The sequence below is a fragment of the Streptomyces xanthophaeus genome (assembly GCF_030440515.1).
Taxonomy (GTDB): Bacteria; Actinomycetota; Actinomycetes; order Streptomycetales; family Streptomycetaceae; genus Streptomyces; species Streptomyces kutzneri.
The window spans coordinates 309,374-328,266 of the sequence record NZ_CP076543.1 but is presented as its reverse complement, the minus strand read 5'-3'; the positions used below and the strand labels follow the sequence as shown (position 1 = coordinate 328,266).

Below are 18,893 nucleotides of genomic sequence, written 5' to 3'. Positions count from 1 at the left end.
GAGACAGGCTTCTCAATGAGCGACATCATCAACGGACTTGGCCGCACCAGCGCCTACGGCGCCCTCGGCCTGGTGCTGCTGATCCTCGGCATCGTCCTCGTGGACGTGCTGACGCCCGGGAAGCTTCCCCAGCAGATCTGGGAGGAGCGCAACCGCAACGCGGCCCTCTTCCTCAGCTCCGCGCTCCTCGGCATCGGCGGCATCGTCTTCACCTCGATCTGGACGACGTACGCGGACTTCGGCAAGGGCCTGCTGTCCACCGCGGCGTTCGGCGTGCTCGGCCTGATCCTGATGGCGGTGGCCTTCCTCGTGCTCGACCTGGTGACCCCCGGCAAGCTCGGCGCCATCGTCGTGGACCCGGAACCCCACCCGGCTGTCTGGGTCTCGGCCGCCTGCAACCTCGCCGTGGCCGCGATCGTCGCCGCCTCGATCGCCTGACGCGGAGCACCCGTACGTGACGAGAGCGCCGCTCCCCGGAGGGAGCGGCGCTCTCGCCGCCATCGGGATCCGGGATCCAGGTATCCGATAGGGGATCGGGATCCGCCGGTCCCGCTCAGGCGAGGCCCAGCGCGAACACCGCGAACCCCGCCGCCAGCAGTCCGGCCACGGTCCGGCGCAGCGCGCCCGCCCGGCGCCCCTCCCGCGGCGGGGCCTCGAACCGCCGCGCGTAGCGGGCGAGAGCGACCAACAGCGCCGCGAACACGGGCATCCACGCCAGCCGTGCCCCGATCCAGCCCAGGCTGTCCGGCGCCGTCGTGAGCCCGGCCAGTTCACCCACGAACGAGCCGGGCACGGCCGCGGCCAGCATCGCCGTCTGGTGCCAGCACAGGATCGTCATCGCGGACAGGTTGATCACGACCACCGGGGCCCACAGGGCGGGCCGCGCCAGCAGCTTAGCCAGCCGGTCGCGCAGCAGGATCGCCGCGCCCGACTGCGCCGAGGCCAGGGCCAGTACCAGCAGCGACGGAGGGTGCGAGTTGGTGCGCGCCGCACCCGGTACGCCCACCATCGACGCCGGATAGTGGAAGACGGTCAGCAGCGCGGCGAACAGCAGCGTCCCACCCGCCAGCAGCAGCCAGGCCCCGCGCCGCCCGATCCGCCGCTCGCCCCAGGAGACGCCCAGCTGGTACGCGAACAGCCAGCCCGGCAGGATGTTCACCACGGCGAGCCACGACGGCACGGAGTCGGCGAGCGGCCCGTAGCGCAGGAAGTCCACCACGGCGACGGAACCGAGCAGCGGGGCGGCCGCCCAGCCGCCGAGGCGCCGTGCCGCGCGCACGCAGTACGGGGTCAGCGCGGTGACCACCACGTACACCCCGACGAACCACAGCGGTTGGACCACCAGCGTCGCCCCGGTCCGCAGCGACGCCTCCGGCACCCCGGCCGCGTACAGCACGGGCGCGGCCAGCGCCCACACCGCGGTCACCCCGAGCACGGGCCGCCCCAGCCGGACGACGCGGCCCTTCAGCCAGGCGCCGGTCGACCCCGTGCGGCGGCCGAAGGAGAGCGCCGAGGCGTACCCGCCGACGAGGAAGAAGATGCCCAGCATCTGGAGCACCCAGCTCGCCGGGGCCAGGCCGCCGAACGCGGACAGCGGGCTGGCGTTGTGCAGGCCGCCGTCGGAGTCGAGGGTGAAGCCGCCGAGCAGCCAGTGGCCGGTGGGTACGGCCAGCAGCGCCAGGGCGCGCAGCCCGTCGATCGCCCGGTCACGGTGGGCGGGGGTCCGGCCGTCGATCCGCGCGGCGGCCTTGCGCAGCGGGGCCAGGGAGGCGGAGGCGCTCATCGGGCCTCTCCCTTCGCGATGGCGGCGAAGGCCGCCAGGGACTGGGTGCCGGGCATGAAGTAGCCGGTGTGGCCCTGTACGTCGGCCGCAGGCACCCGGCGGGCGCCGAAGGCCGCGGAGGTGGGGTCGGCGCCGTGGCCGATCCCGGCGAATTCGACGTTCGGGACGTCGGCGATCCAGTCGGAGGGGCCCCGCGCCGCCCAGACGCGGGCTCCCGTGTGTAGGCCGGCCGCGGTGTCGGCGCGCATTCCGGGGGAGCCGAAGGCCACGAGGTCGGCGGCGTCGGTGTGCCGGGCCGCGAGCCCGCACACCACCGAGCCGTAGCTGTGGCAGAACAGCACCGGGTCGGGCGCGCCGACCGCGTCGAGTCCCGCCGTGAAACGGGCCAGCCGGGTGGCTCCGGCCCGGGCGAGGCGGCCGTCGGCCGCGTCCAGGCCGACGCCGACCGGGGTCGTGTAACCGATCCACGCGACGACGGCGGTGGACCCGCCGGTCCCGGTCCCCGTACCGGTGCCCGTACCGGTCGCGGTCCCGGTTCCGGTCGCCTCGCGCAGGGCGCGGGCCATCCCGGCCGGGCCGGTGTAGGGCTTGCGCGGGACGTCGTAGGTGGCGGCGTCGTTGTCCGAACCCGGCACGATCACCGAGACGTGCTCCGCGTGCTCCAGGTCCCCGAACACCTCGGCCACCTGACCCCGGCCGCGCGGGTCGAAGGCCAGGATCTGCCGGTCCGGCGCGGCGAGGGAGGCGTAGCGCGCCTCACCCGTGGCCGCCAGGGCGATCCGGTTGGCCTCGTACCGCAGGGGGAGCGGTGCCCCCTCCAGGTTGCCCACCACCAGCGGGTGGGACCGCAGCAGTTCCCGGCGAGCCGCGTCGTCCAGCCCGGCGAAGAAGGCGGCCACCTCGCGCGGTGCGGCGCTCGCCGGATCGGGCAGCAGCCGGCCGGACGCCGTGTCGGCCAGCCAGGCGGCGGTGCCCGGCGGCGGTCCGGTGACCGCAGCCTGGCTGTCGCCCGAGGCCCACCCGGCGGTCCCCCCGACGAGGGCCACCGCCAGCGCAGCCGTGACCATCGTCCTTCCGAAGCGGCGCATGCCCCTTCTCCTCTCCTCGTGACGAGGTGGAAGGTAGGTAGGGGGTACCCGCGCCCACGTCCGACCGTGGAGCCAAGTCGGATGTCATACCCCGGTAGGGGGTGGAGGAGACGGCACCCTCAGCCGGCCCCCTGACGGGTCCGCCCGCGCGCCCCGGCGTTGCTCCATGGGTGCGATCCGCGTCAGCCGTCTGCCCGAGCCGCCCGTGTGTCGGCGTCGCCGGGGCCCCTGCCCCGACTAGTTATGGCGATAGTCCGACTAATTGCGGCAAAGGGAGTGCAGACGATGCCCGACCCGGAACATCAGCGTGCGACCGAGCCGGGACATCGCCCGCGCCGGGTGGCCGCCGCCGGCCTCGCCTGCGCCCTTGCCGCCGGATCCTTCGTCCTCCTCGGGACCGGGGACGTCAATGCACGGGCGGTGACCTGCCTCGGCGTCCCCGCCACCCTCGTCGTCGCCACCCCCGGCACCACCACCGACGGAACCCCGGGCGACGACGTGATCGTGGGCACGCCGGGCCCGGACACGATCCACGGCCAGGGCGGCAACGACCTGATCTGCGGGCTCGCGGGCGACGACATCCTGATCGGCGGACTCGGCAACGACACCGTCGACGGCTCCGCGGGCGCCGACCAGCTGCGCGGTGACAGCTTCAGCCCCACCGGCGACGCCTCGGGCGGCGGCAACGACCGCCTCCTCGGAGGCGACGGGGACGACCAGTTCACCGGCGACAGCTACGCGCCCGGCGGCAATGCCACGGGCGGCGGCAACGATCAGCTGATCGGCGGCCCCGGCAACGACCGGATGACAGGGGACAGCAGAGGACTGAGCGCGGTGGGCGGCGGAGCCGACCGGATCGACGCCGGCCCGGGCGACGACGCCCTGCTCGGTGACTCCGGCGCCTTCGCTGGCAACGCCACGGGCGCCGGGAGCGACGTACTGCTCGGAGGGCCCGGGGCCGAGACCATGACCGGGGACAGCGAGGCCGCGCAGAACGCCATCGGCAGCGGCGGCGACGACCTGCTGGACCTCGGCGCCGACGGCGGGGTTTCGGCGATCGGCGACCACACCGTCACCAACCCGGCGGGCGGCCGCGCGACCGGCGCCGGGAACGACCGGATCATCGGCGGCGCCGCCGACGAATTCCTCGTCGGCGACAGCGGCCCCGCCGACGCGCGCCGCACCGCCGCGGGCAACGACACCATCAGCGGTGGCGCCGGGAACGACCGCGTCTTCGGCGACAACGTCGACCTCACCGGAACGGCGAGCGCGGGAAGGGCCGGAGGCGCGGACTTCCTCGACGGCGGCGAGGGCATCGACACCCTCGCGGCCGGCCCCGCCGGCGACTTCCTCACCGGAGGCCCGGACGGCCCGGACGGCCCGGACGCCTGCGACGGCGAAGGCGGAACCGACTTCGCCACCGCCTGCGAATCCCTGGCCGGCCTGCCTTAGGGGGTGTCCTGCCGGTGTCCGGGGTGGCGGCCGGCCCGCCCGGGGACCGGCGCACTCAGCCGGAGTCGCCCGGCCGCACCAGCCCTGCCTCGTACGCGAAGATCACGGCCTGGGCCCGGTCCCGCAGGTCCAGCTTGGCCAGCACCCGCCCGATGTGCGTCTTCACCGTCTGCTCCGCCAGCACCAGGTGAGCCGCGATCTCCTGGTTCGACAGCCCGCGCGCGATGAGTTCCAACACCTCGGTCTCGCGCGGGGTGAGCCCCTTCAGCCGCAGCGCGGGGTCCTTGCGCGGCGCCGGGCGCTGCTGGACGAAGTCCGCGATCAGCCGTCGGGTCACCGAGGGCGCCAGCAGCGCCTCGCCCGAGGCGACCACCCGGACCGCCGCGATCAGATCGGCCGGCGGGGCGTCCTTGAGCAGGAACCCGGAGGCTCCCGCGCGCAGCGCCTCGTACACGTAGTCGTCGATGTCGAAGGTGGTCAGCATCAGCACCTTCGGCCGGTGCACCACCCCGGGCGGGGGATCGAGGATCTCCCGGGCGGCCGTGAGCCCGTCCATCTCCGGCATCCGCACGTCCATCAGCACCACATCGGGGTGCGTGGAGCGCGACACCTGTACCCCCTGCCGCCCGTCGGGGGCCTCGCCCACCACGTCGATGTCGGCCTGCGCCGACAGCAGGGCGGCGAACCCGGCCCGCACCATGGCCTGGTCGTCGACGATGATCACGCGGATGGTCACATCGAGTCCTCGGTCGGATCGTTCAAGGGCAGCCGGGCGGCGACCCGGAAGCCGCCGTCGGGCAGCGGGCCCGTGTCGAGCGTGCCGCCGGTCAACCGTACGCGCTCGCGCATGCCCACCAGACCGTGCCCCGTGCCCGAACTCTCCAGCTCCACCACGGCGTCCCGCGCCGGACCGTTGACCACGAGCACGAGGACCTCGTCCTCGTCCACCGTCACCGAGACCCGGGTGGGGGCGCCGGGCGCGTGCCGCACCACATTGGCCAGGGCCTCCTGCACGATCCGGTACGCCGACAGGTCCACCGCCGGCGGCGCCGCCCCGGCCGCCCCGGCCGCCAGCGACAGCTCCACCGGCTGCCCGGCCCGTACGGTCGCCTCCACCAGCTGCTGGAGCCGGTCGATCCCCGGCTGCGGGGCCCGCTCGCCGTCGGCGCCGCCGCCCGCCCCGTCCGCGCCGTCGCCGCGCAGCACGGTCAACAGCCGCCGCATCTCGCCCAGCGACTCCCGTGCGCTCGCCGCGATCGCCGCGAACTCCTCCCGTACGGGGTCCGACATGCCCGGAACCCGGTAGGGCGCCGAATCGGCCTGCACGGTGATCACCGACATGTGATGGGCCACCACATCGTGCAACTCGCGTGCGATCCGGGCCCGTTCCTCCAGCAGGGTCCGCCGCGACCGCTCCGCCTCGCTGATGCTCTCCTGCTCGGCGACCCGCTGCTGCGCGTCGCCGAGTCCGCGCAGCGCGCCCGTCAGGACCAGCATGACGCCGCTGAGCACGAAGAGCAGGGCGTTGGTGTTCATCACGCCCGCGGGCTCGGAGAAGCCCAGCACCGTACCGACGACACCGGTCACCAGCCACACCCCGACCAGGGTCCGGACGGGCTCGCGCAGTCCCAGGCAGGCCATCAGCACCAGGTAGCCGACGATGGTCATAGGCGGCCACGGCCAGGAATGCCCGGTCACCTTGTCGGCGCCGATCAGCAGCACCGCGGCGACGATGTCGGCGGTCAGGACGACGACCCAGGCGTGCAGCGGCCGGGTCAGCGCGAGGAGCAGCGGCACGGTCTGCGCCACTCCCAGCGCACCCGCCCAGCCGCCGCCCGTTCCGTAGTCGTTGGACAGCACCGCGATCGTCACCGGCAGCAGGGTGACGACGAAGATGCCGACGACGACGAACGGCAGCGCCCGCTGCCACCGCCTGGGCGCCTGCCCGAACAAGGGCTGCGCCGCCCCGGCGGGCGTGCGCAGCACCACGGCGAGCCGCGTCAGCGCGCCGGGCACCCGGGCACCGGCCGCCGAGGAGGTACGGATGCGTTCGCGGGTGCGGCTGGGCAGCCGGGTGCGGGGTTCGTCGCTCATGATCGGACCAGCCTATGCTCCGGAACGCAGGGAGGGCCCGGAAGGCTCGGAGACGGGTGGGGCTAGGCTGCTTCCTGTCGATCATGGGGGATGCGGGCATGGGTGGCGCGGCGGCGTTGGAGAAACTGGTGCCGGTGCTGCTGGCGTTCGGCGGCGGGGTGCTGCTCGCCCGCCGGAAGATCGTTCCGGCCGAGGCCTCCAAGGTCTTCTCCGACTACGCCTTCCTCTTCGCCGTCCCCTGCTACCTCTTCGGCAACATCTACGCCAGCGACCTCGGGGCCCTGTTCAACTGGCGGGCCATCGGCGGCTACGCCGGAGCCGCGGCCCTCGCCGTGGTGGCGGTGGCCGTGGCGGCGGTCGCCCACGGCCTGCGCGAGCCCCGCGACGTGGCGCTGCGCGTGATGGCGGGAGTCCAGGTGAACACCGCCTACTTCGCCGTCCCCGTCTTCATCACCGTCTTCGGGACGGCGGCGCCGATCTTCCCGATCCTGCTGTTCCAGGTCTGCGTCCTGTCCCTGGTCGTCATCGCCCTCATGGAACTGGGCCGCGCGGGCCCCGCGGCCGGCGGCCCGGGCCGCCGCCTCTCCCGCGCCGTCGGCGCCTCGCTCGCGACCCCGCTGGTCCTCGCCTGCAACGCGGGGATCCTGCTCAACCTGCTCTCGGTACGGGTCCCGGCCGTCGCCCTGGACGGCGCCGCGTTCGTCGGGGACAGCGCCTCGCCGGTGGCCCTGTTCGCCCTCGGCCTCCACCTGGGCGGCCTCGGCCTCGACCTGCGGGGCACCACGCGCGAGGAACTCGCCCTCATCGGCTTCAAGTGCCTGGCGTTCCCGCTGCTGACCTGGGCGGTCTGCGGGCTGCTCTTCGGTGTGCGGGGCGAGTGGCTCGCGTACCTCGTCCTGATCGCGGCGATGCCGACCCCGCAGAACCTGTTCATCTTCGCCCAGCGCTACGACGTCGGCGTCGACCTCTCCGCCTCGATCGTGATCAAGAGCTCGCTCGTGTCGCTCCTGTTGCTGCCCCTGTGGCTGCAGACGGTGGCCGTATGAATGCCGCCGCCTCAGGGCGGACCCGGTTCTCGAACCGTGATGACGCGGCTGCCCCTCCTGTCTACCGGGCTTCCGTAGAGACGGGATCGAGGAAGAAGACGCACTGGGCCGCGTTGAATTCGCCCACCTCGGCGACGAAGTGGAACGTATCGCCGGCGCCGACGGCGGCCGGGATCTTCTTGCCGGTCAGTTTCAGGCCGAAGACGTCGACGTCCTCGTACTTGAAGGCCGGGCCGACCTCCGTCTTCGGCCCCTTGTCGCCCGGGGCCAGGAGGAAGTCGTAGCGGGTGTCGTAGTCACCGTGGGGTGCCATGCTCACGATCGACCCGTCGAACGCGACCGTCCGACCCTTGTGCCTGGTCGCGAAGTCCAGGTTCGCGCTGTCGCACGAGTCCGGCTTCAGCAGCAGCGCCGCGAACTCAGGGTCGTTCTGAGGCGTGATCACCTCAGTGGCAGCCGAACCGGTCGCTGTCGCTGTCGCTGTCGCTGTCGCTGTCGCTGTCGCCGTAGCGGAAGGCTTGTCGCTCGCAGTGGCCGTCGAGTTGTCCGACCGGTCCTTCTTCTCCCCTCCGTCGCCGAGGGCAGAGGCGGTACCGATGACGACGGCCAGGATCACGAGGGTGGCGGCCGCCACGCCGATCAGGAGCCACGGCTGAGGCTTCTTCGGCCGACGGAAGTCGAGGGTGGAGCGCAGCGTGCTGTGAGACTGCTCCACGAGCTCCCAGCCGTCCTTCCGCAACTTCGAGATCACCAAGCCGTCGGTGCCGCGAACTGTCTTCACGGTCTTGTACTCATACTTGATCTCGTCGGCCATGCGGCTCCGTGTCCCCCTCGGTGGACTCTCCGTATCAGATGCCCGCGAGCATAGGGGACTTCGTGAGGAACCCGGCATCACCGATGTCAGTTGGAGTTCAGCAGAGTGGACCCGAGATGGGTCAACGTATGAAGGGCAGCCTTCCGCTCCCGGGCGAGGGCGGTCAGCCCGGCGCCGCGCAGCGTGGTGGCGTGCTCGCTCGCGCTGGCCGGTGAAATACCTGCCCTTCGGGCAAGCTGCGTAGTGGTGCACGCCGGATGGTCGGCTATCACGCACAACACGACCGCCCTGGTACGGCCGAGGAGCGCGGACAGAGCCGGTGGTACAGGAGAATCGACCTGGCGTGAATCGGTGGGGGGAGCCCACAGGCCGGCCGCCTCCACCGGGTCGTGCAGCGCCGGATACACCATGACGACGATGTCGGACCGGGGGCCGGCGAACAACTGCGGAACCGGACCGCAGAACACCGATGGGGCCAGAACGAGCGGACGGCCCGCCAGGTGGAAGTCGGCCTCCGGGTGGACCAGCGGCCGGTAGTCCGGGATCTCCAGCACGGGCGACTTCCACACGGCCATCGGGCGCAGGCTGTCGAGCAATGCCCCCACCCCGCCCTCCACCATGAGCCGCCCCCGCCGAGCCACCTCCCCGTCCAGGTGCTGGTGGATTCGCCCCCAGTAGGGGGCCACCGCGACGCGGTGGCAGTCCTGCAGCGAGGCGGCCAGCCTTCGCACGGCCCGCGGGTCGGCATTCATCGCCTCGGTCAGCCACGGCGCCCGCCACCTGTCCCTGCACGGAAGTACGGCGAACTCCGCGCGCAGCCGGCGCTCCGGCGCCCTGCTCAGCCGCTCCACTCCCTCGTCCATACAGCCTGCCGCGCCCACCAGAGTGAACAGATCCACCAGCCCCCCGGCAGGTCGGCCCAGAAACCGGGCCGTGTCCGGCCCGTCGCTGGAGACCAAGGGGCCCGTGCGCGCACGCCAGCCGCCGAACAGCGCCTTGCCGTCGCTCCGCTGGAGATTCCACAAGCTCAGCTGAGTCTCCGCGAGCGGACCCAGAACAGCGACCCTCACCAGCGCCAGATCCTCTGCAGCGAAATGAAACCGCAGCACGCCCGCCTCCTCGCCCGCCCCTGCAGGCGATGGTGCCCATCACCCTTGTTTCGGGACAGACCGAAACGAGTCGACTCCTCTTCCGGCCCGGGTGAATCCTGTTCATCAGCGGCAGCAGCGGCGCCCAGCCCTGGGCACCCCGCCGCTCGTTGCCCGAACCCGGAGGGACGAACCATGCAGATCGGCCGACGCTTCGCCACGACCGTGTTTACAGCCGCGCTCGTCGGGGGCGCCCTCGTGGCCGCGCCGACTGCCCAGGCTCGGACGACCGGGCCGGCAGCATCGTGCTTCGACTCCTCGACCAGCTACTCCAAGCCCGCCGGAGACATCGACCTCCCGGCCGGCCGGCTCTTCTCCACCTCGAACGCCTGCGCCGACATCAACATCAGGCCCAACACGAACCGATACATCAAGGTCTGCTTCGAGACCCAGGGGCGGCTGGAGTGCCAGCCGAACTACACGCTCGCCTACGGGGGCCAGTGGAACACGATCGCGACGAACGTCCGGGACGGCGCGCTGTTCGCCTTCTCCTTCCGCTCCGAGGCGCTGTCCACCGGCCGCTGGGCCGCCTGACCCACGCCCTGCCCCGGGCCACCGCTCGGACACCGAGACGAAACGAGGCTCATCGACCGCTCCGTGCCTCGCCGGCTGCGCCGTCTCCGGCAGCATCGGCAGGCGGGATCCGGGCCGTATCAGAGGGGGCGGCATGTTGGCCGAGGAGTACGGGTACGCGATATCACCCAGACCGGCAGCACAGGTGCCGGGCGTGGCCCGTAAGGCGCAGAACGCGCTGGAGCCGGGATATGCGAGCAGGATCGCTCAGGGCCTCGCGGGCGGGATCGTCGTGACCGTGGCGCTGACCGTGATCTTCCACATGCCTTTCGCGGTGGCGGGGGCAAGCGGTGTGATCGGTTTCATCGGTGTGTGGCCCACCGAGCTGGCGGCCCGTCGGAAGCACGCACTGAAGACGCTCGAGCACGAACCGTGGCAGGTATGGCCGTGCCGGCTGGACGGAGAGGCCGGCCCGGACAACCAGGCGCTGGTCGGGGCCCGGGTCCAGCTGCTGGCACCGGACCGCACCCCGGTCGCCGCGTTCCGCGGGGCGATGTCCTGCGAGGACTGGCTGTCGGTGCGCGACGGGCGGGGCGTGGATCAGCGAGTCCTAGGCCTGGCCGTGTTGCGGATCGGCAGATGGCCGAACGCAAACGCCAAGCCCCGCGCCGCAGTCAGGACTTCGGCACGGTATTGACGTAGCCGGTGCCGGAACTGTAGAAGCCGTCCACCGTCTTCTGGACCTCCGCCTGCGAAACAGCCTCACCGGCCTTGTAGTAGAACCAGTTGACCTTCATGTCCCAGGTGCGCGGACCACCGGTGAAGGGAAGGTCGATGAACCAGTTGCTGAAATGGATGTCCATCTTCTCGCGCGGAACGTACTTGCCGGAGCTGGTGAAAAGGTCCTTGCCGTCCAGGGAATAGGTGACCTTTCCGTTCACGGCGGTGATCATCAAGATGTGCCAACCCTCGAGGTGCTGCTTCGACGTGTGGCTGACCCGGTCCGGCGGATCGGCCTGGTGCCAGCTGACGTTGTCGAGTTGCGAACCCACCGAACCCCAGCCGCCGTTGGGCAGGTATTCGTGGTCGAGTTCGCTGTAATTCGCCGAGGATTCCGAGGAGGAGATCGGAAAGAACGTCTGGACGACGTGGTCGCCGTTGCGACCGGTCGTGGGCCTGCCGCTGAGGTGGACCCGAGCCGCGTAGGTCCCCGTGAAGAGGGCTGTGCCGGTGCTCTGCACCTCGACCTGCTTAGTGCCCTGCTTGGTGCCGTCGGTGGAGGCCTGCAGCTGCAGGACCCTGCCGCCTTGGGCGGTCGGGTCGGAGGGGAAGCCGGCGCCGGCGCTGGACCAGGTGTCCTTGATCCCCGGGCTGCCCGCGCCGTCACGGACCTCCCAGCCGTTGGCGGTGAGCGCGGGGTCGTCGGGGCCGCTGTAGTGGAAGTTGTCGAACAGGGTTCCCGGCGGTCCGGACGGGGTCGGCGAGGCGCCGGGGGCCGCGGCATCGGTACCCCTGCCGGACGCGGGGCCACCGGAACACGCGGCGAGTACGCACAGGAGGGCGGGCAGCGTGAGCACGGTCCACACGCGATGACGAGAGGTGCGGCGGGACGGGCTCACACGGGCTCCTTGGGGCGTAGAGGCGGTACTTGGACACGCCCTTTTGCAAAAGAGGATCAAATGATTGATCGCACGAGGGGGGCATCTTAGCGCCGGTTCGAAGGGTGTCTCGCAGGCGGCCTATGGGTACCCGGGTGCTCTCCGTCTCGCGTACTGATCGGTACTTTCCATTAGCATTTCGATCCGATCACAACACCTGAGCAGATCACTCCAAATGCAGACATCGGGTCGAATTCGAATCGGTCCGGTGTACTAGCGTTCGCTCTGCTGTGCCGCGGTCTACGTACCCTGCACCGAAATGGTGCGCAAGGTGCGCGCAATCATCAATTCCATCGACCGCTGACCGGCGCACCCGGCGGAGCCTGACATGTCTGAGTCAAAATTTCGGGAGTCCGCTCCCGCACCGGTATTCGTCGACCAGTCGGGTCTGCGCGGCCGCGTGCTGCGCGGCCTTTGCTGGCCGGTCTCCGTGCTCGGCGCGGTCCTGGCGGTCGCCATGGGCAGCAGCCTGATCGGTGTGCAGGCGGACGCCCCGGCGATGGGCATACCCGTGCAGCCCTCACGGCAGGCCGCTCCGCCGCCCTCACCCGTGCCGTCGCTGTCGCCCGGCCCGTCGTCCTCGTCGTCGGCGCCCCGGACGGCCACGCGGTCCGCGACACCCCAGGCGAAGACTGCGGCCACCACGCCGAAGACCGCGGCCACCACGACGAAGACGATGGCCGCCACGCCGAAGAACGCGGCCGCCACGGCGAAGAACGCGACCACCGCGCCGCGCGGCACAGCGCCCCCCGGCCGACCGGCCAAGCACCCCTGATCGTCCGCACCACCATCTCCAGGAGCGTCATTGTCCCGCCACCAGCGCCGCCGGCAGTCCCTGCTCAGGCCGCGCCGACTGGCCGCGCCACCGCTGCGCTTCTTCATGCCGCTGTCCCTGCTGGCCTGCCTGCTCGCGCTGCTCGTCCTGCGCGGCCTCGCCACCAACGAGGCGTTCCACGACTCCCGGATCGCGATCTCGGTCGACAAGACGACCGTGCCGGACAACCTGCTCAAGGGCGGCCCGATCATCGACGCGCGGGGCACCAGGAACGAGCACCCCGTGAGCTATCACATTCCCGACCGCACCGCTGTTCTGAGCTTCGACGACGGTCCCTCCCCGCAGTGGACCCCGAAGATCCTTGAGGTGCTCGCGGCCCGCAAGATCCGTGCGGACTTCTTCGTGACCGGCGCGATGACCACGCGCAACCCGGAGCTGATCCGGCAGATCGTCGCGGGCGGCCACGAGCTCGGGGTGCACACCTTCACCCACCCCGATCTGGTGTACCAGTCCCACGCCCGGATCAGCTGGGAGATGGCGCAGACGCAGCTGGCGCTGGCCGGTGTCGCGGGCGTCCACAGCGCGCTGTTCCGCCCGCCGTACTCCTCCGACGCCACCGCGATGGACGACTGGAACTACCCGGTGGTCAAGTACGTGGGCGCGCGCGGCTACCTCACCGCGTTCATCGACCGCGACACGGACGACTGGAAGCGCCCCGGCGTCGAGCAGATCGTCAAGGCGGCGATGCCGGCCAAGCCAGGTGCGGGCGCGCTGATCCTGCTGCACGACGCGGGTGGCGACCGTACCCAGACCATTGCCGCGCTCGTACAGATCATTGACAAGCTGCAGGCCCAGGGCTACCGCTTCACCACCATCTCCGACGCACTCGGCGCCTCCAGCGCCACGGTGCCGGTGCACGGATTCCAGCTGTGGGCCGGCAAGGGATTCATCTGGGCCACCGGGTTCGCCGTGCACACGCTGCCGGTGCTGGTCGCTCTGCTGGCCCTCGTCGGCTTCCTCAACTTCGGCCGGTTCGCTCTGATGCTCGTCCTCGCACCGATCCACGCCCGCCGCTCCAAGCGGCAGGACGCCTGGGGACCGCCGGTGACCGAGCCGGTCACCGTACTGGTCCCGGCCTACAACGAGCGCGAGTGCATAGCCAACACCCTCAAATCCCTGGCCGCCGGTGATCATCCGATCGAGGTGATCGTCATCGACGACGGCTCGACGGACGGCACCGCGGACATCGTCGAGGAGATGGACCTGCCGTTCGTGCGGCTGATCCGCCAGGTCAACGGCGGCAAGTCCAGCGCGCTCAACACCGGCATCGCGGCAGCCTCGTACGACATCATCGTGATGATGGACGGCGACACCGTCTTCGAGCCGTCCACCGTACGCGAGCTGGTCCAGCCCTTCGGCGACCCGGCGATCGGCGCGGTCGCGGGCAACGCCAAGGTCGGCAACCGGGAGAGCCTGATCGGCGCCTGGCAGCACATCGAGTACGTCCTCGGCCACAACCTGGACCGCCGGATGTACGACATGCTGGGCGTCATCCCGACCATCCCCGGCGCGGTCGGTGCCTTCCGCAAGGAGGCACTGCAGCAGGTCGGCGGCATGAGCGACGACACCCTCGCCGAGGACACCGACATCACCATCGCGTTGCTCTGCGACGGCTGGCGGATCGTCTACGCCGAGCGCGCCCGCGCCTGGACCGAGGCTCCCGCCAGCCTCCAGCAGCTCTGGTCCCAGCGGTACCGCTGGAGCTACGGCAGCATGCAGGCGATGTGGAAGCACCGCGGCGCCGTGACCTCCCGCGGCCCGGCCGGGCGCTTCGGCCGACTCGGGCTGCCGCTCGTCGTGCTGTTCGGCGTGGTCGCCCCGCTGCTGGCGCCGCTGGTCGACATGTTCCTGCTGTACGGCGTGCTGTTCGGGGACGCCCCGATCACCCTCACCAGCTGGGGCGGCTTCATTCTGCTCCAGGCCGCACTGTCCTGGTACGCCTTCCGGCTCGACGGCGAGAAGCCCTGGCATCTGATCAGCCTGCCGGTCCAGCAGCTCGTCTACCGGCAGCTGATGTACATCGTCCTGCTGCAGTCCGCGATCACGGCGATGACCGGCGGCCGGCTGCGGTGGCAGAAGCTCCGCCGCACCGGCGAGGTCGCCGTACCCGTGGAGGCCTGACCGTGACCGCACGCATCGACCTCGGGCGCACCTACGACACCGTCCGGCTGAGGGTCCCCGCCGCGCTGCGACAGGAGCCGGAGCCGGAGCGAGGGCGGGAGCGGGACGCAGCGCCCGAGCGCAAGGGCGGCCGGGACCGCTATTTCGACCTGCTGCGCGCGCTGGCATTGGGCCGCGTGATTCTCTACCACAACTTCGGCTGGTTCTGGCTGCCCCTCGTCTTCCCGTCGATGGGCGTGATGTTCGCGCTGGCCGGCTCGCTGATGGCCCGCTCGCTCAGCCGTCCCGCTCTCGGCGTGATCCGCAGCCGGCTGCGCCGGCTGCTGCCGCCGATGTGGCTGTTCGGCGCCGTCGTGATCGCCCTCCAGATCCTCGACGGCTGGGGTCCCCACTCCGAGGGCCACCCCAGCTGGTGGTGGGCCAAGCTGAGCTTCTGGATCCTGCCGCTGAGCACCCCGCCCTACGCGGACGAGCTGGCCGGCTTCCACCATCACGTGGAACACAGCTGGGCCGCGCAGATCATCGTCCCGCTCTGGTACCTCCGGGCCTACCTGTGGTACGTGCTGCTCTCACCGCTGATGCTCCGGGCACTGCGCCGGTTTCCGGTGCTGACGCTGTCCACGCCCCTGGTGCTGACGATCGTCATGAACACGTTCTTCGCCGACCAGGAATTCATCTACAGCCGGGTGTGGGAGACCGCCAACGACTTCACCATGTTCGGCTCCTGCTGGATCCTCGGCATGGCCCATCAGGAGGGGCTGCTCAAGAAGATCCCGCAGTACGTACTGCCGTCCATCGCACCGCTGGTCATGGTGGCCGGCCTCTGGTACCTGCAGACCCGGCCGGTCGATCCCACCGAACCGACCGACATCGAGTCCTGGCCGATCGCCCAGGCCCTGTGGTCCCTCGGGTTCGTTGCCATCCTGCTCCATGTCAGTCCGTCCTGGGCGGAGTGGCCCAGACCGCTGGAACGCTGGAACGGCCTGGTCCGCCTGCTCAACGCACGGGCTGTCAGCGTCTACCTCTGGCACGAGGTGGCGCTGGTGGTCGCCGTCCCCCTGATCGACCCGCTGTGGAGCGTCCACTTCTTCTACACGAACCTCCAGTGGCTGCTGGCCAGCCAATGGTTCACGCTGCTGGTGGCGATTCCGCTGCTCGGCCTGCTGGTGCTGACCTTCGGCTGGGTCGAGGACCTGGCCGCCAAGCGCCGGCCACGGCTCTTCCCGTACCCGCGCCGCCGACGGGGCAGGCGCCGGGCCGCCGACTGACGGGGGCTGCGCATCGCAAGAGCCCCGGATCCTGGCCGGGCGGCACGCGCCCGTCGCCCGCCGCGTCGGCGACAGTGACCATCGTGTCGAGCCGGGCCTGCTCAGCCCTCGGGGCGGAGCAGGCCGCGCTCGTACGCCTTCACCAGGCGCTGCGGCACCCGGTACACCGAGCCGTCGATCGTGATCGGGGTGAGCTGCGGCGTCGTGGCCTTCCACCGGGACCTGCGGTGGCGGGTGTTGCTCCGGGACGTCTTCCGCTTCGGGACTGCCATCGGTACCTCCTGGGTGGGTCGGGGTGCTGTCGTGCGAAGGCCGCTGCCAGGTTGCGGCGGCAGGAATCGGTGGTGCCGCCGGCGGGGGTTCCGCCGGGGCCTACCGGGAGCCGTAGGGGAGCAGGGCCATTTCGCGGGCGTTCTTGATCGCGGCAGCGAGTCGCCGCTGCTGCTGGGCGGTGACGCGGGTGACGCGGCGGCTGCGGATCTTGCCGCGGTCGGAGATGAACTTCCGCAGCAGGTCGGTGTCCTTGTAGTCGACGTACGTGATCTTCGCTGCGTCGAGTGGGTTCGGGCGGGACGCGAGCGGCTTGTGGGGGGCTTGCCGGCGGGCCATGTGTGTTCCTCGTCGGGTCGTGGGGCGTTCGGGTCGTCGGGTGGTCAGGAGATGGGGTCGAGGAGGGAATCGAAGGCGGCGGGGAGGGATTTCCACGCCTCGGGTCCCGCCGTGTACTCGGCGTCCGTGAGCAGGCACGACTCGAGGAGTCGTTCCAGGCCATGGCGATCGAGGCGGGGGGAGGTGAAGACGAGGTGCTGGCAGCGGTCGCCGTGTTCGGGATGCCAGTCGAGGGAGGCTGCAGCTCGGCGCATCGGAGGGACGAGTTCCCAGGCGGCGTCCGGCAGGGACGCCAGCCAGGGGCCTGCGTTCTCCACGCACAGGGCTCCGCCCGCGGCGTCCCAGGCGAGCAGGGTGTCGGGGCGGTCGGCGAGCCAGAAGCGGCCCCGGCTGCGCGCGGCCGCGCAGCAGAGGTCTTCCAGGGCCTGGTGGAGGCGCTCGGGATGGAAGGGGCGGCGGCGGTGCCAGACGAAGGTGGTGACGCCTGCTTCCTCCGCCTCCTGGGGGAGCAGGGCGCAGGCCGGGTGCTGTGCGGCGGCCGCCGCTTCCACGTCGAATCCGGCGAAGGCCGCCTGCGCGAGCTCACCGGATGTGGCGGACACCTGCCGGGCGGTCGGATGGAGTTGGGCCAGCAGGGCGCGGTCCTCGTCGCCGGCTTCCGCGCTGTCGACGAGGGCGAGGACGGGTGCGTACTCCAGCTGGCGCGCCCAGGTGTCTCCGACGGTCCGCCGGTCGGTGGGGGCCGCCGCGAGACCCGCATCGGCCAGGTCGTCGCCATTGACGAGGTAGGGCAGGACCAGGGCCGGGTCGACCGCGGTGATCACGCCGGTGAGGTCGAGTACGCCGGCGCCGTGCGCGGTGACGACTTCCGCCATCGCCTTGGGTTCGACGGAGTCCCACAGTTCGACGACGGCCAGCCGGGTCAGGCCGCCGGCGGCCGTTCGTTCCAGCTCGGGGACCAGGTCCTCGCGCAGCGCGCAGCAGGCGCAATCGTTGACCAGCGGCGCCTCGCCCCGGGACAGCTCGCCCGAGGCGTCGCGCACCAGGCGCAGCACCGTGCCGGCCGGTGCCGCGGCGAGGTCGTGGTGCAGGGCGATGCTGCCGGGTACGGCGTGAAGCAGCCGGTTCACGACCTCCTTGCGGGCGTCCGCGTGGAGCCCGCCGACGATGACGACGGGCAGGGTCACGGCTTGCTCCCGTAGCAGGGCTGGAAGCGCTCGACGCGGCCGGCGGTGTCCAGGACGCGAGCGGTGCCGGTGTGGAAGCGGTGGCTCTGCCGGGGGGTGATGGTGGCGGTGGACCGGATGAGGGACGCGAAGTCGCGGTCGGTGCCGCGGAAGTCGACGGTCGGGCGTGGTTGGGTGCGTGCCATGCCGCTACTATACAGAAATGGAAACCATTTCCAATAAGGACTCCCGTCCAGAGAAGGGCAGGTAGCACCATGTCCGCCCACTGCCAGCTGACCGGCGCGAAGCCGGGCTTCGGCAACAACGTCTCCCACTCGCACCGGCGTACGTCCCGCCGCTTCGACCCCAACATCCAGCGCAAGCGCTACTGGCTGCCGAGCGAGGGACGCCACATCCGGCTGACGCTGAGCGCGAAAGCGATCAAGACCATCGACGTGATCGGCGTCGAAGCTGCGGTGGCGCGGATCCGCGCCCGGAGGGTGAAGGGCTGATGGCGAAGAAGAGCAAGATCGCCCGGAACGAGAAGCGCAAGGCGACCGTCGAGCGGTACGCAGCCCGCCGCGCCGTGCTGAAGGAAGCCCTCCGGCGGCCGTCCTCGACGGAGGCGGAGCGGGGCGCGGCGCTGGCGGAGCTGCGCAGGCAGCCCCGCGACGCGAGCGCCACGCGCGTGCGCAACCGGGACAGCGTGGACGGTCGGCCCCGCGGTCACCTGCGGAAGTTCGGGCTCTCGCGCGTCCGGATGCGGGAGCAGGCGCACGCCGGATTCCTGCCGGGGGTCACCAAGTCGTCCTGGTAGTGCCTGCCTTGGGTGCCGCGCCCGGAGGGTGAACGTTCAGGACCCGGTGGACCGCACGCCCGTCCGCCCCGCAGCTCCCCGGTGCGTCACAGGGCCGGCGTCCGCCGGTCACGGATCCGGAGCGGCGCCCAGGGCCGCGACCCGCAGGGCGGCCGCGAGGCGTACGAGCGGTTCGGTCGGAGGCCGGGGGAGCCGTGGCCGCCTACGGTCGGTCCAAGACCGCCAACGTCCTCTTCGCGGTGGAGGCCACCCGCCGCCGGGCCGACGACGACATCACCGCCGACGCCGTGATGCCCGGCGCCGTCCACACCAACCTCCAGCGCCACACGGACGGCGGTCGCGGCAGCGGCAGTGTTCCGGCCGGATTCATCAAGACGGCCGGCCGGGGCGCCGCCGAGGGCGGACATGACTGGGCCTGCAACACACGAGCGGTCTAGCATGAGGAGCGAGGCTTCATCTCCTGGTCCGGGCCGCAGCGGCA

At 71.4% G+C, this 18,893-nt stretch carries 22 protein-coding genes; 11 read left to right on the top strand and 11 right to left on the bottom strand.

Annotation, left to right across the window (positions count from 1 at the left end; genetic code table 11):
• Positions 1-15 precede the first annotated feature (15 nt).
• Positions 16-438: a DUF350 domain-containing protein gene (locus KO717_RS01490; RefSeq protein ID WP_301363913.1), complete on the top strand. Its 423-nt coding sequence runs from the start codon at positions 16-18 to the stop codon at positions 436-438.
• A gap of 115 nt (positions 439-553) precedes the next feature.
• Here KO717_RS01490 and KO717_RS01485 read toward each other — a convergent pair whose 3' ends face one another.
• A complete protein-coding gene (locus KO717_RS01485; protein WP_301363912.1) occupies positions 554-1,783 on the bottom strand; it encodes an acyltransferase family protein in 1,230 nt (409 codons plus the stop codon).
• Positions 1,780-2,871 carry an alpha/beta hydrolase gene (locus KO717_RS01480; RefSeq protein WP_301363911.1) on the bottom strand — a complete coding sequence of 364 codons (1,092 nt, stop codon included), beginning with the start codon at positions 2,869-2,871 and terminating at the stop codon, positions 1,780-1,782. The genes KO717_RS01485 and KO717_RS01480 overlap by 4 nt, the downstream gene beginning before the upstream one ends.
• 285 nt (positions 2,872-3,156) lie before the next feature.
• Between KO717_RS01480 and KO717_RS01475 the strand changes: the two genes are divergently transcribed.
• A complete protein-coding gene (locus KO717_RS01475; RefSeq protein WP_301363910.1) occupies positions 3,157-4,323 on the top strand; it encodes a calcium-binding protein in 1,167 nt (388 codons plus the stop codon).
• A gap of 55 nt (positions 4,324-4,378) precedes the next feature.
• Here KO717_RS01475 and KO717_RS01470 read toward each other — a convergent pair whose 3' ends face one another.
• Both KO717_RS01470 and KO717_RS01465 read right to left on the bottom strand, forming a co-directional pair.
• A complete protein-coding gene (locus KO717_RS01470; RefSeq protein WP_301363909.1) occupies positions 4,379-5,059 on the bottom strand; it encodes a response regulator in 681 nt (226 codons plus the stop codon).
• Positions 5,056-6,417, bottom strand: a complete 1,362-nt coding sequence (locus KO717_RS01465) for a sensor histidine kinase (protein ID WP_301363908.1) — start codon at positions 6,415-6,417, stop codon at positions 5,056-5,058. The genes KO717_RS01470 and KO717_RS01465 overlap by 4 nt, the downstream gene beginning before the upstream one ends.
• A gap of 98 nt (positions 6,418-6,515) precedes the next feature.
• Here KO717_RS01465 and KO717_RS01460 point away from each other — a divergent pair, with 98 nt between their 5' ends.
• Entirely contained in the window at positions 6,516-7,463 is a 948-nt protein-coding gene (locus tag KO717_RS01460) for an AEC family transporter (protein WP_301363907.1), read from the top strand.
• Positions 7,464-7,524: 61 nt separating this feature from the next.
• On the opposite strand, the gene KO717_RS01455 is transcribed toward KO717_RS01460, so the two are convergent.
• Positions 7,525-8,277, bottom strand: coding sequence for a DUF4839 domain-containing protein (locus KO717_RS01455; protein ID WP_301363906.1), 753 nt, complete (start codon positions 8,275-8,277; stop codon positions 7,525-7,527).
• An 86-nt stretch (positions 8,278-8,363) separates the two neighbouring features.
• Positions 8,364-9,386 (bottom strand): winged helix-turn-helix domain-containing protein, encoded by a 1,023-nt coding sequence (locus tag KO717_RS01450; protein ID WP_301363905.1) that lies wholly within the window; start codon positions 9,384-9,386, stop codon positions 8,364-8,366.
• Positions 9,387-9,560: 174 nt separating this feature from the next.
• Here KO717_RS01450 and KO717_RS01445 point away from each other — a divergent pair, with 174 nt between their 5' ends.
• Positions 9,561-9,959: a hypothetical protein gene (locus KO717_RS01445; protein ID WP_301363904.1), complete on the top strand. Its 399-nt coding sequence runs from the start codon at positions 9,561-9,563 to the stop codon at positions 9,957-9,959.
• 133 nt (positions 9,960-10,092) lie between these two features.
• The gene (locus tag KO717_RS01440; protein WP_301363903.1) at positions 10,093-10,635 is read left to right on the top strand and encodes a hypothetical protein; all 543 of its coding nucleotides are present in this window, start codon (positions 10,093-10,095) and stop codon (positions 10,633-10,635) included.
• Here KO717_RS01440 and KO717_RS01435 read toward each other — a convergent pair.
• Entirely contained in the window at positions 10,613-11,557 is a 945-nt protein-coding gene (locus KO717_RS01435) for a glycoside hydrolase family 16 protein (protein ID WP_301363902.1), read from the bottom strand. The two genes, KO717_RS01440 and KO717_RS01435, sit on opposite strands and share 23 nt — an antisense overlap.
• A gap of 367 nt (positions 11,558-11,924) precedes the next feature.
• Between KO717_RS01435 and KO717_RS01430 the strand changes: the two genes are divergently transcribed.
• The 3 genes from KO717_RS01430 (at position 11,925) to KO717_RS01420 (ending at position 15,820) form a co-directional block, all read left to right on the top strand.
• Positions 11,925-12,371, top strand: a complete 447-nt coding sequence (locus tag KO717_RS01430; protein WP_301363901.1) for a hypothetical protein — start codon at positions 11,925-11,927, stop codon at positions 12,369-12,371.
• Between the two features lie 93 nt (positions 12,372-12,464).
• Positions 12,465-14,552, top strand: coding sequence for a bifunctional polysaccharide deacetylase/glycosyltransferase family 2 protein (locus KO717_RS01425; protein ID WP_437184622.1), 2,088 nt, complete (start codon positions 12,465-12,467; stop codon positions 14,550-14,552).
• 2 nt (positions 14,553-14,554) lie between these two features.
• Positions 14,555-15,820 (top strand): acyltransferase family protein, encoded by a 1,266-nt coding sequence (locus tag KO717_RS01420; protein ID WP_301363900.1) that lies wholly within the window; start codon positions 14,555-14,557, stop codon positions 15,818-15,820.
• Between the two features lie 101 nt (positions 15,821-15,921).
• Here the strand turns inward: KO717_RS01420 and rpmF are convergent, their stop codons facing one another.
• From rpmF to KO717_RS37450, 4 genes are all read right to left on the bottom strand, one after another.
• On the bottom strand, positions 15,922-16,092 hold the full coding sequence (gene rpmF, locus KO717_RS01415) for a 50S ribosomal protein L32 (RefSeq protein ID WP_301363899.1): 171 nt from the start codon (positions 16,090-16,092) through the stop codon (positions 15,922-15,924).
• Positions 16,093-16,192: 100 nt separating this feature from the next.
• Entirely contained in the window at positions 16,193-16,429 is a 237-nt protein-coding gene (gene rpsR, locus KO717_RS01410) for a 30S ribosomal protein S18 (RefSeq protein WP_301363898.1), read from the bottom strand.
• A gap of 44 nt (positions 16,430-16,473) precedes the next feature.
• Positions 16,474-17,616, bottom strand: a complete 1,143-nt coding sequence (locus KO717_RS01405; protein WP_301363897.1) for a CobW family GTP-binding protein — start codon at positions 17,614-17,616, stop codon at positions 16,474-16,476.
• Complete coding sequence (locus KO717_RS37450; RefSeq protein ID WP_437184458.1) at positions 17,613-17,801, bottom strand: 50S ribosomal protein L31; 189 nt, start codon at positions 17,799-17,801, stop codon at positions 17,613-17,615. The genes KO717_RS01405 and KO717_RS37450 overlap by 4 nt, the downstream gene beginning before the upstream one ends.
• A 69-nt stretch (positions 17,802-17,870) precedes the next feature.
• Between KO717_RS37450 and rpmB the strand changes: the two genes are divergently transcribed.
• From rpmB to KO717_RS01385, 3 genes are all read left to right on the top strand, one after another.
• A complete protein-coding gene (rpmB, locus tag KO717_RS01395) occupies positions 17,871-18,107 on the top strand; it encodes a 50S ribosomal protein L28 (RefSeq protein ID WP_301363896.1) in 237 nt (78 codons plus the stop codon).
• The gene (gene rpsN, locus KO717_RS01390) at positions 18,107-18,412 is read left to right on the top strand and encodes a 30S ribosomal protein S14 (protein ID WP_301363895.1); all 306 of its coding nucleotides are present in this window, start codon (positions 18,107-18,109) and stop codon (positions 18,410-18,412) included. Before rpmB ends, rpsN begins: the two co-directional genes overlap by 1 nt.
• A gap of 194 nt (positions 18,413-18,606) precedes the next feature.
• The gene (locus KO717_RS01385) at positions 18,607-18,849 is read left to right on the top strand and encodes a hypothetical protein (protein ID WP_437184457.1); all 243 of its coding nucleotides are present in this window, start codon (positions 18,607-18,609) and stop codon (positions 18,847-18,849) included.
• Positions 18,850-18,893: the final 44 nt, after the last annotated feature.

Bases quoted from the DNA above. Each gene is read 5' to 3' on its own strand.
- KO717_RS01475 (WP_301363910.1), top strand. From the start codon at position 3,157: ATGCCCGACCCGGAACATCAGCGTGCGACCGAGCCGGGACATCGCCCG.
- KO717_RS01480 (WP_301363911.1), bottom strand. From the start codon at position 2,871: ATGCGCCGCTTCGGAAGGACGATGGTCACGGCTGCGCTGGCGGTGGCC.
- KO717_RS01445 (WP_301363904.1), top strand. From the start codon at position 9,561: ATGCAGATCGGCCGACGCTTCGCCACGACCGTGTTTACAGCCGCGCTC.
- KO717_RS01460 (WP_301363907.1), top strand. From the start codon at position 6,516: ATGGGTGGCGCGGCGGCGTTGGAGAAACTGGTGCCGGTGCTGCTGGCG.
- rpsN (WP_301363895.1), top strand. From the start codon at position 18,107: ATGGCGAAGAAGAGCAAGATCGCCCGGAACGAGAAGCGCAAGGCGACC.
- rpsR (WP_301363898.1), bottom strand. From the start codon at position 16,429: ATGGCCCGCCGGCAAGCCCCCCACAAGCCGCTCGCGTCCCGCCCGAAC.
- KO717_RS01485 (WP_301363912.1), bottom strand. From the start codon at position 1,783: ATGAGCGCCTCCGCCTCCCTGGCCCCGCTGCGCAAGGCCGCCGCGCGG.
- KO717_RS01455 (WP_301363906.1), bottom strand. From the start codon at position 8,277: ATGGCCGACGAGATCAAGTATGAGTACAAGACCGTGAAGACAGTTCGC.
- KO717_RS01430 (WP_301363901.1), top strand. From the start codon at position 11,925: ATGTCTGAGTCAAAATTTCGGGAGTCCGCTCCCGCACCGGTATTCGTC.
- KO717_RS01440 (WP_301363903.1), top strand. From the start codon at position 10,093: ATGTTGGCCGAGGAGTACGGGTACGCGATATCACCCAGACCGGCAGCA.
- rpmF (WP_301363899.1), bottom strand. From the start codon at position 16,092: ATGGCAGTCCCGAAGCGGAAGACGTCCCGGAGCAACACCCGCCACCGC.
- rpmB (WP_301363896.1), top strand. From the start codon at position 17,871: ATGTCCGCCCACTGCCAGCTGACCGGCGCGAAGCCGGGCTTCGGCAAC.
- KO717_RS01490 (WP_301363913.1), top strand. From the start codon at position 16: ATGAGCGACATCATCAACGGACTTGGCCGCACCAGCGCCTACGGCGCC.
- KO717_RS37450 (WP_437184458.1), bottom strand. From the start codon at position 17,801: ATGGCACGCACCCAACCACGCCCGACCGTCGACTTCCGCGGCACCGAC.
- KO717_RS01465 (WP_301363908.1), bottom strand. From the start codon at position 6,417: ATGAGCGACGAACCCCGCACCCGGCTGCCCAGCCGCACCCGCGAACGC.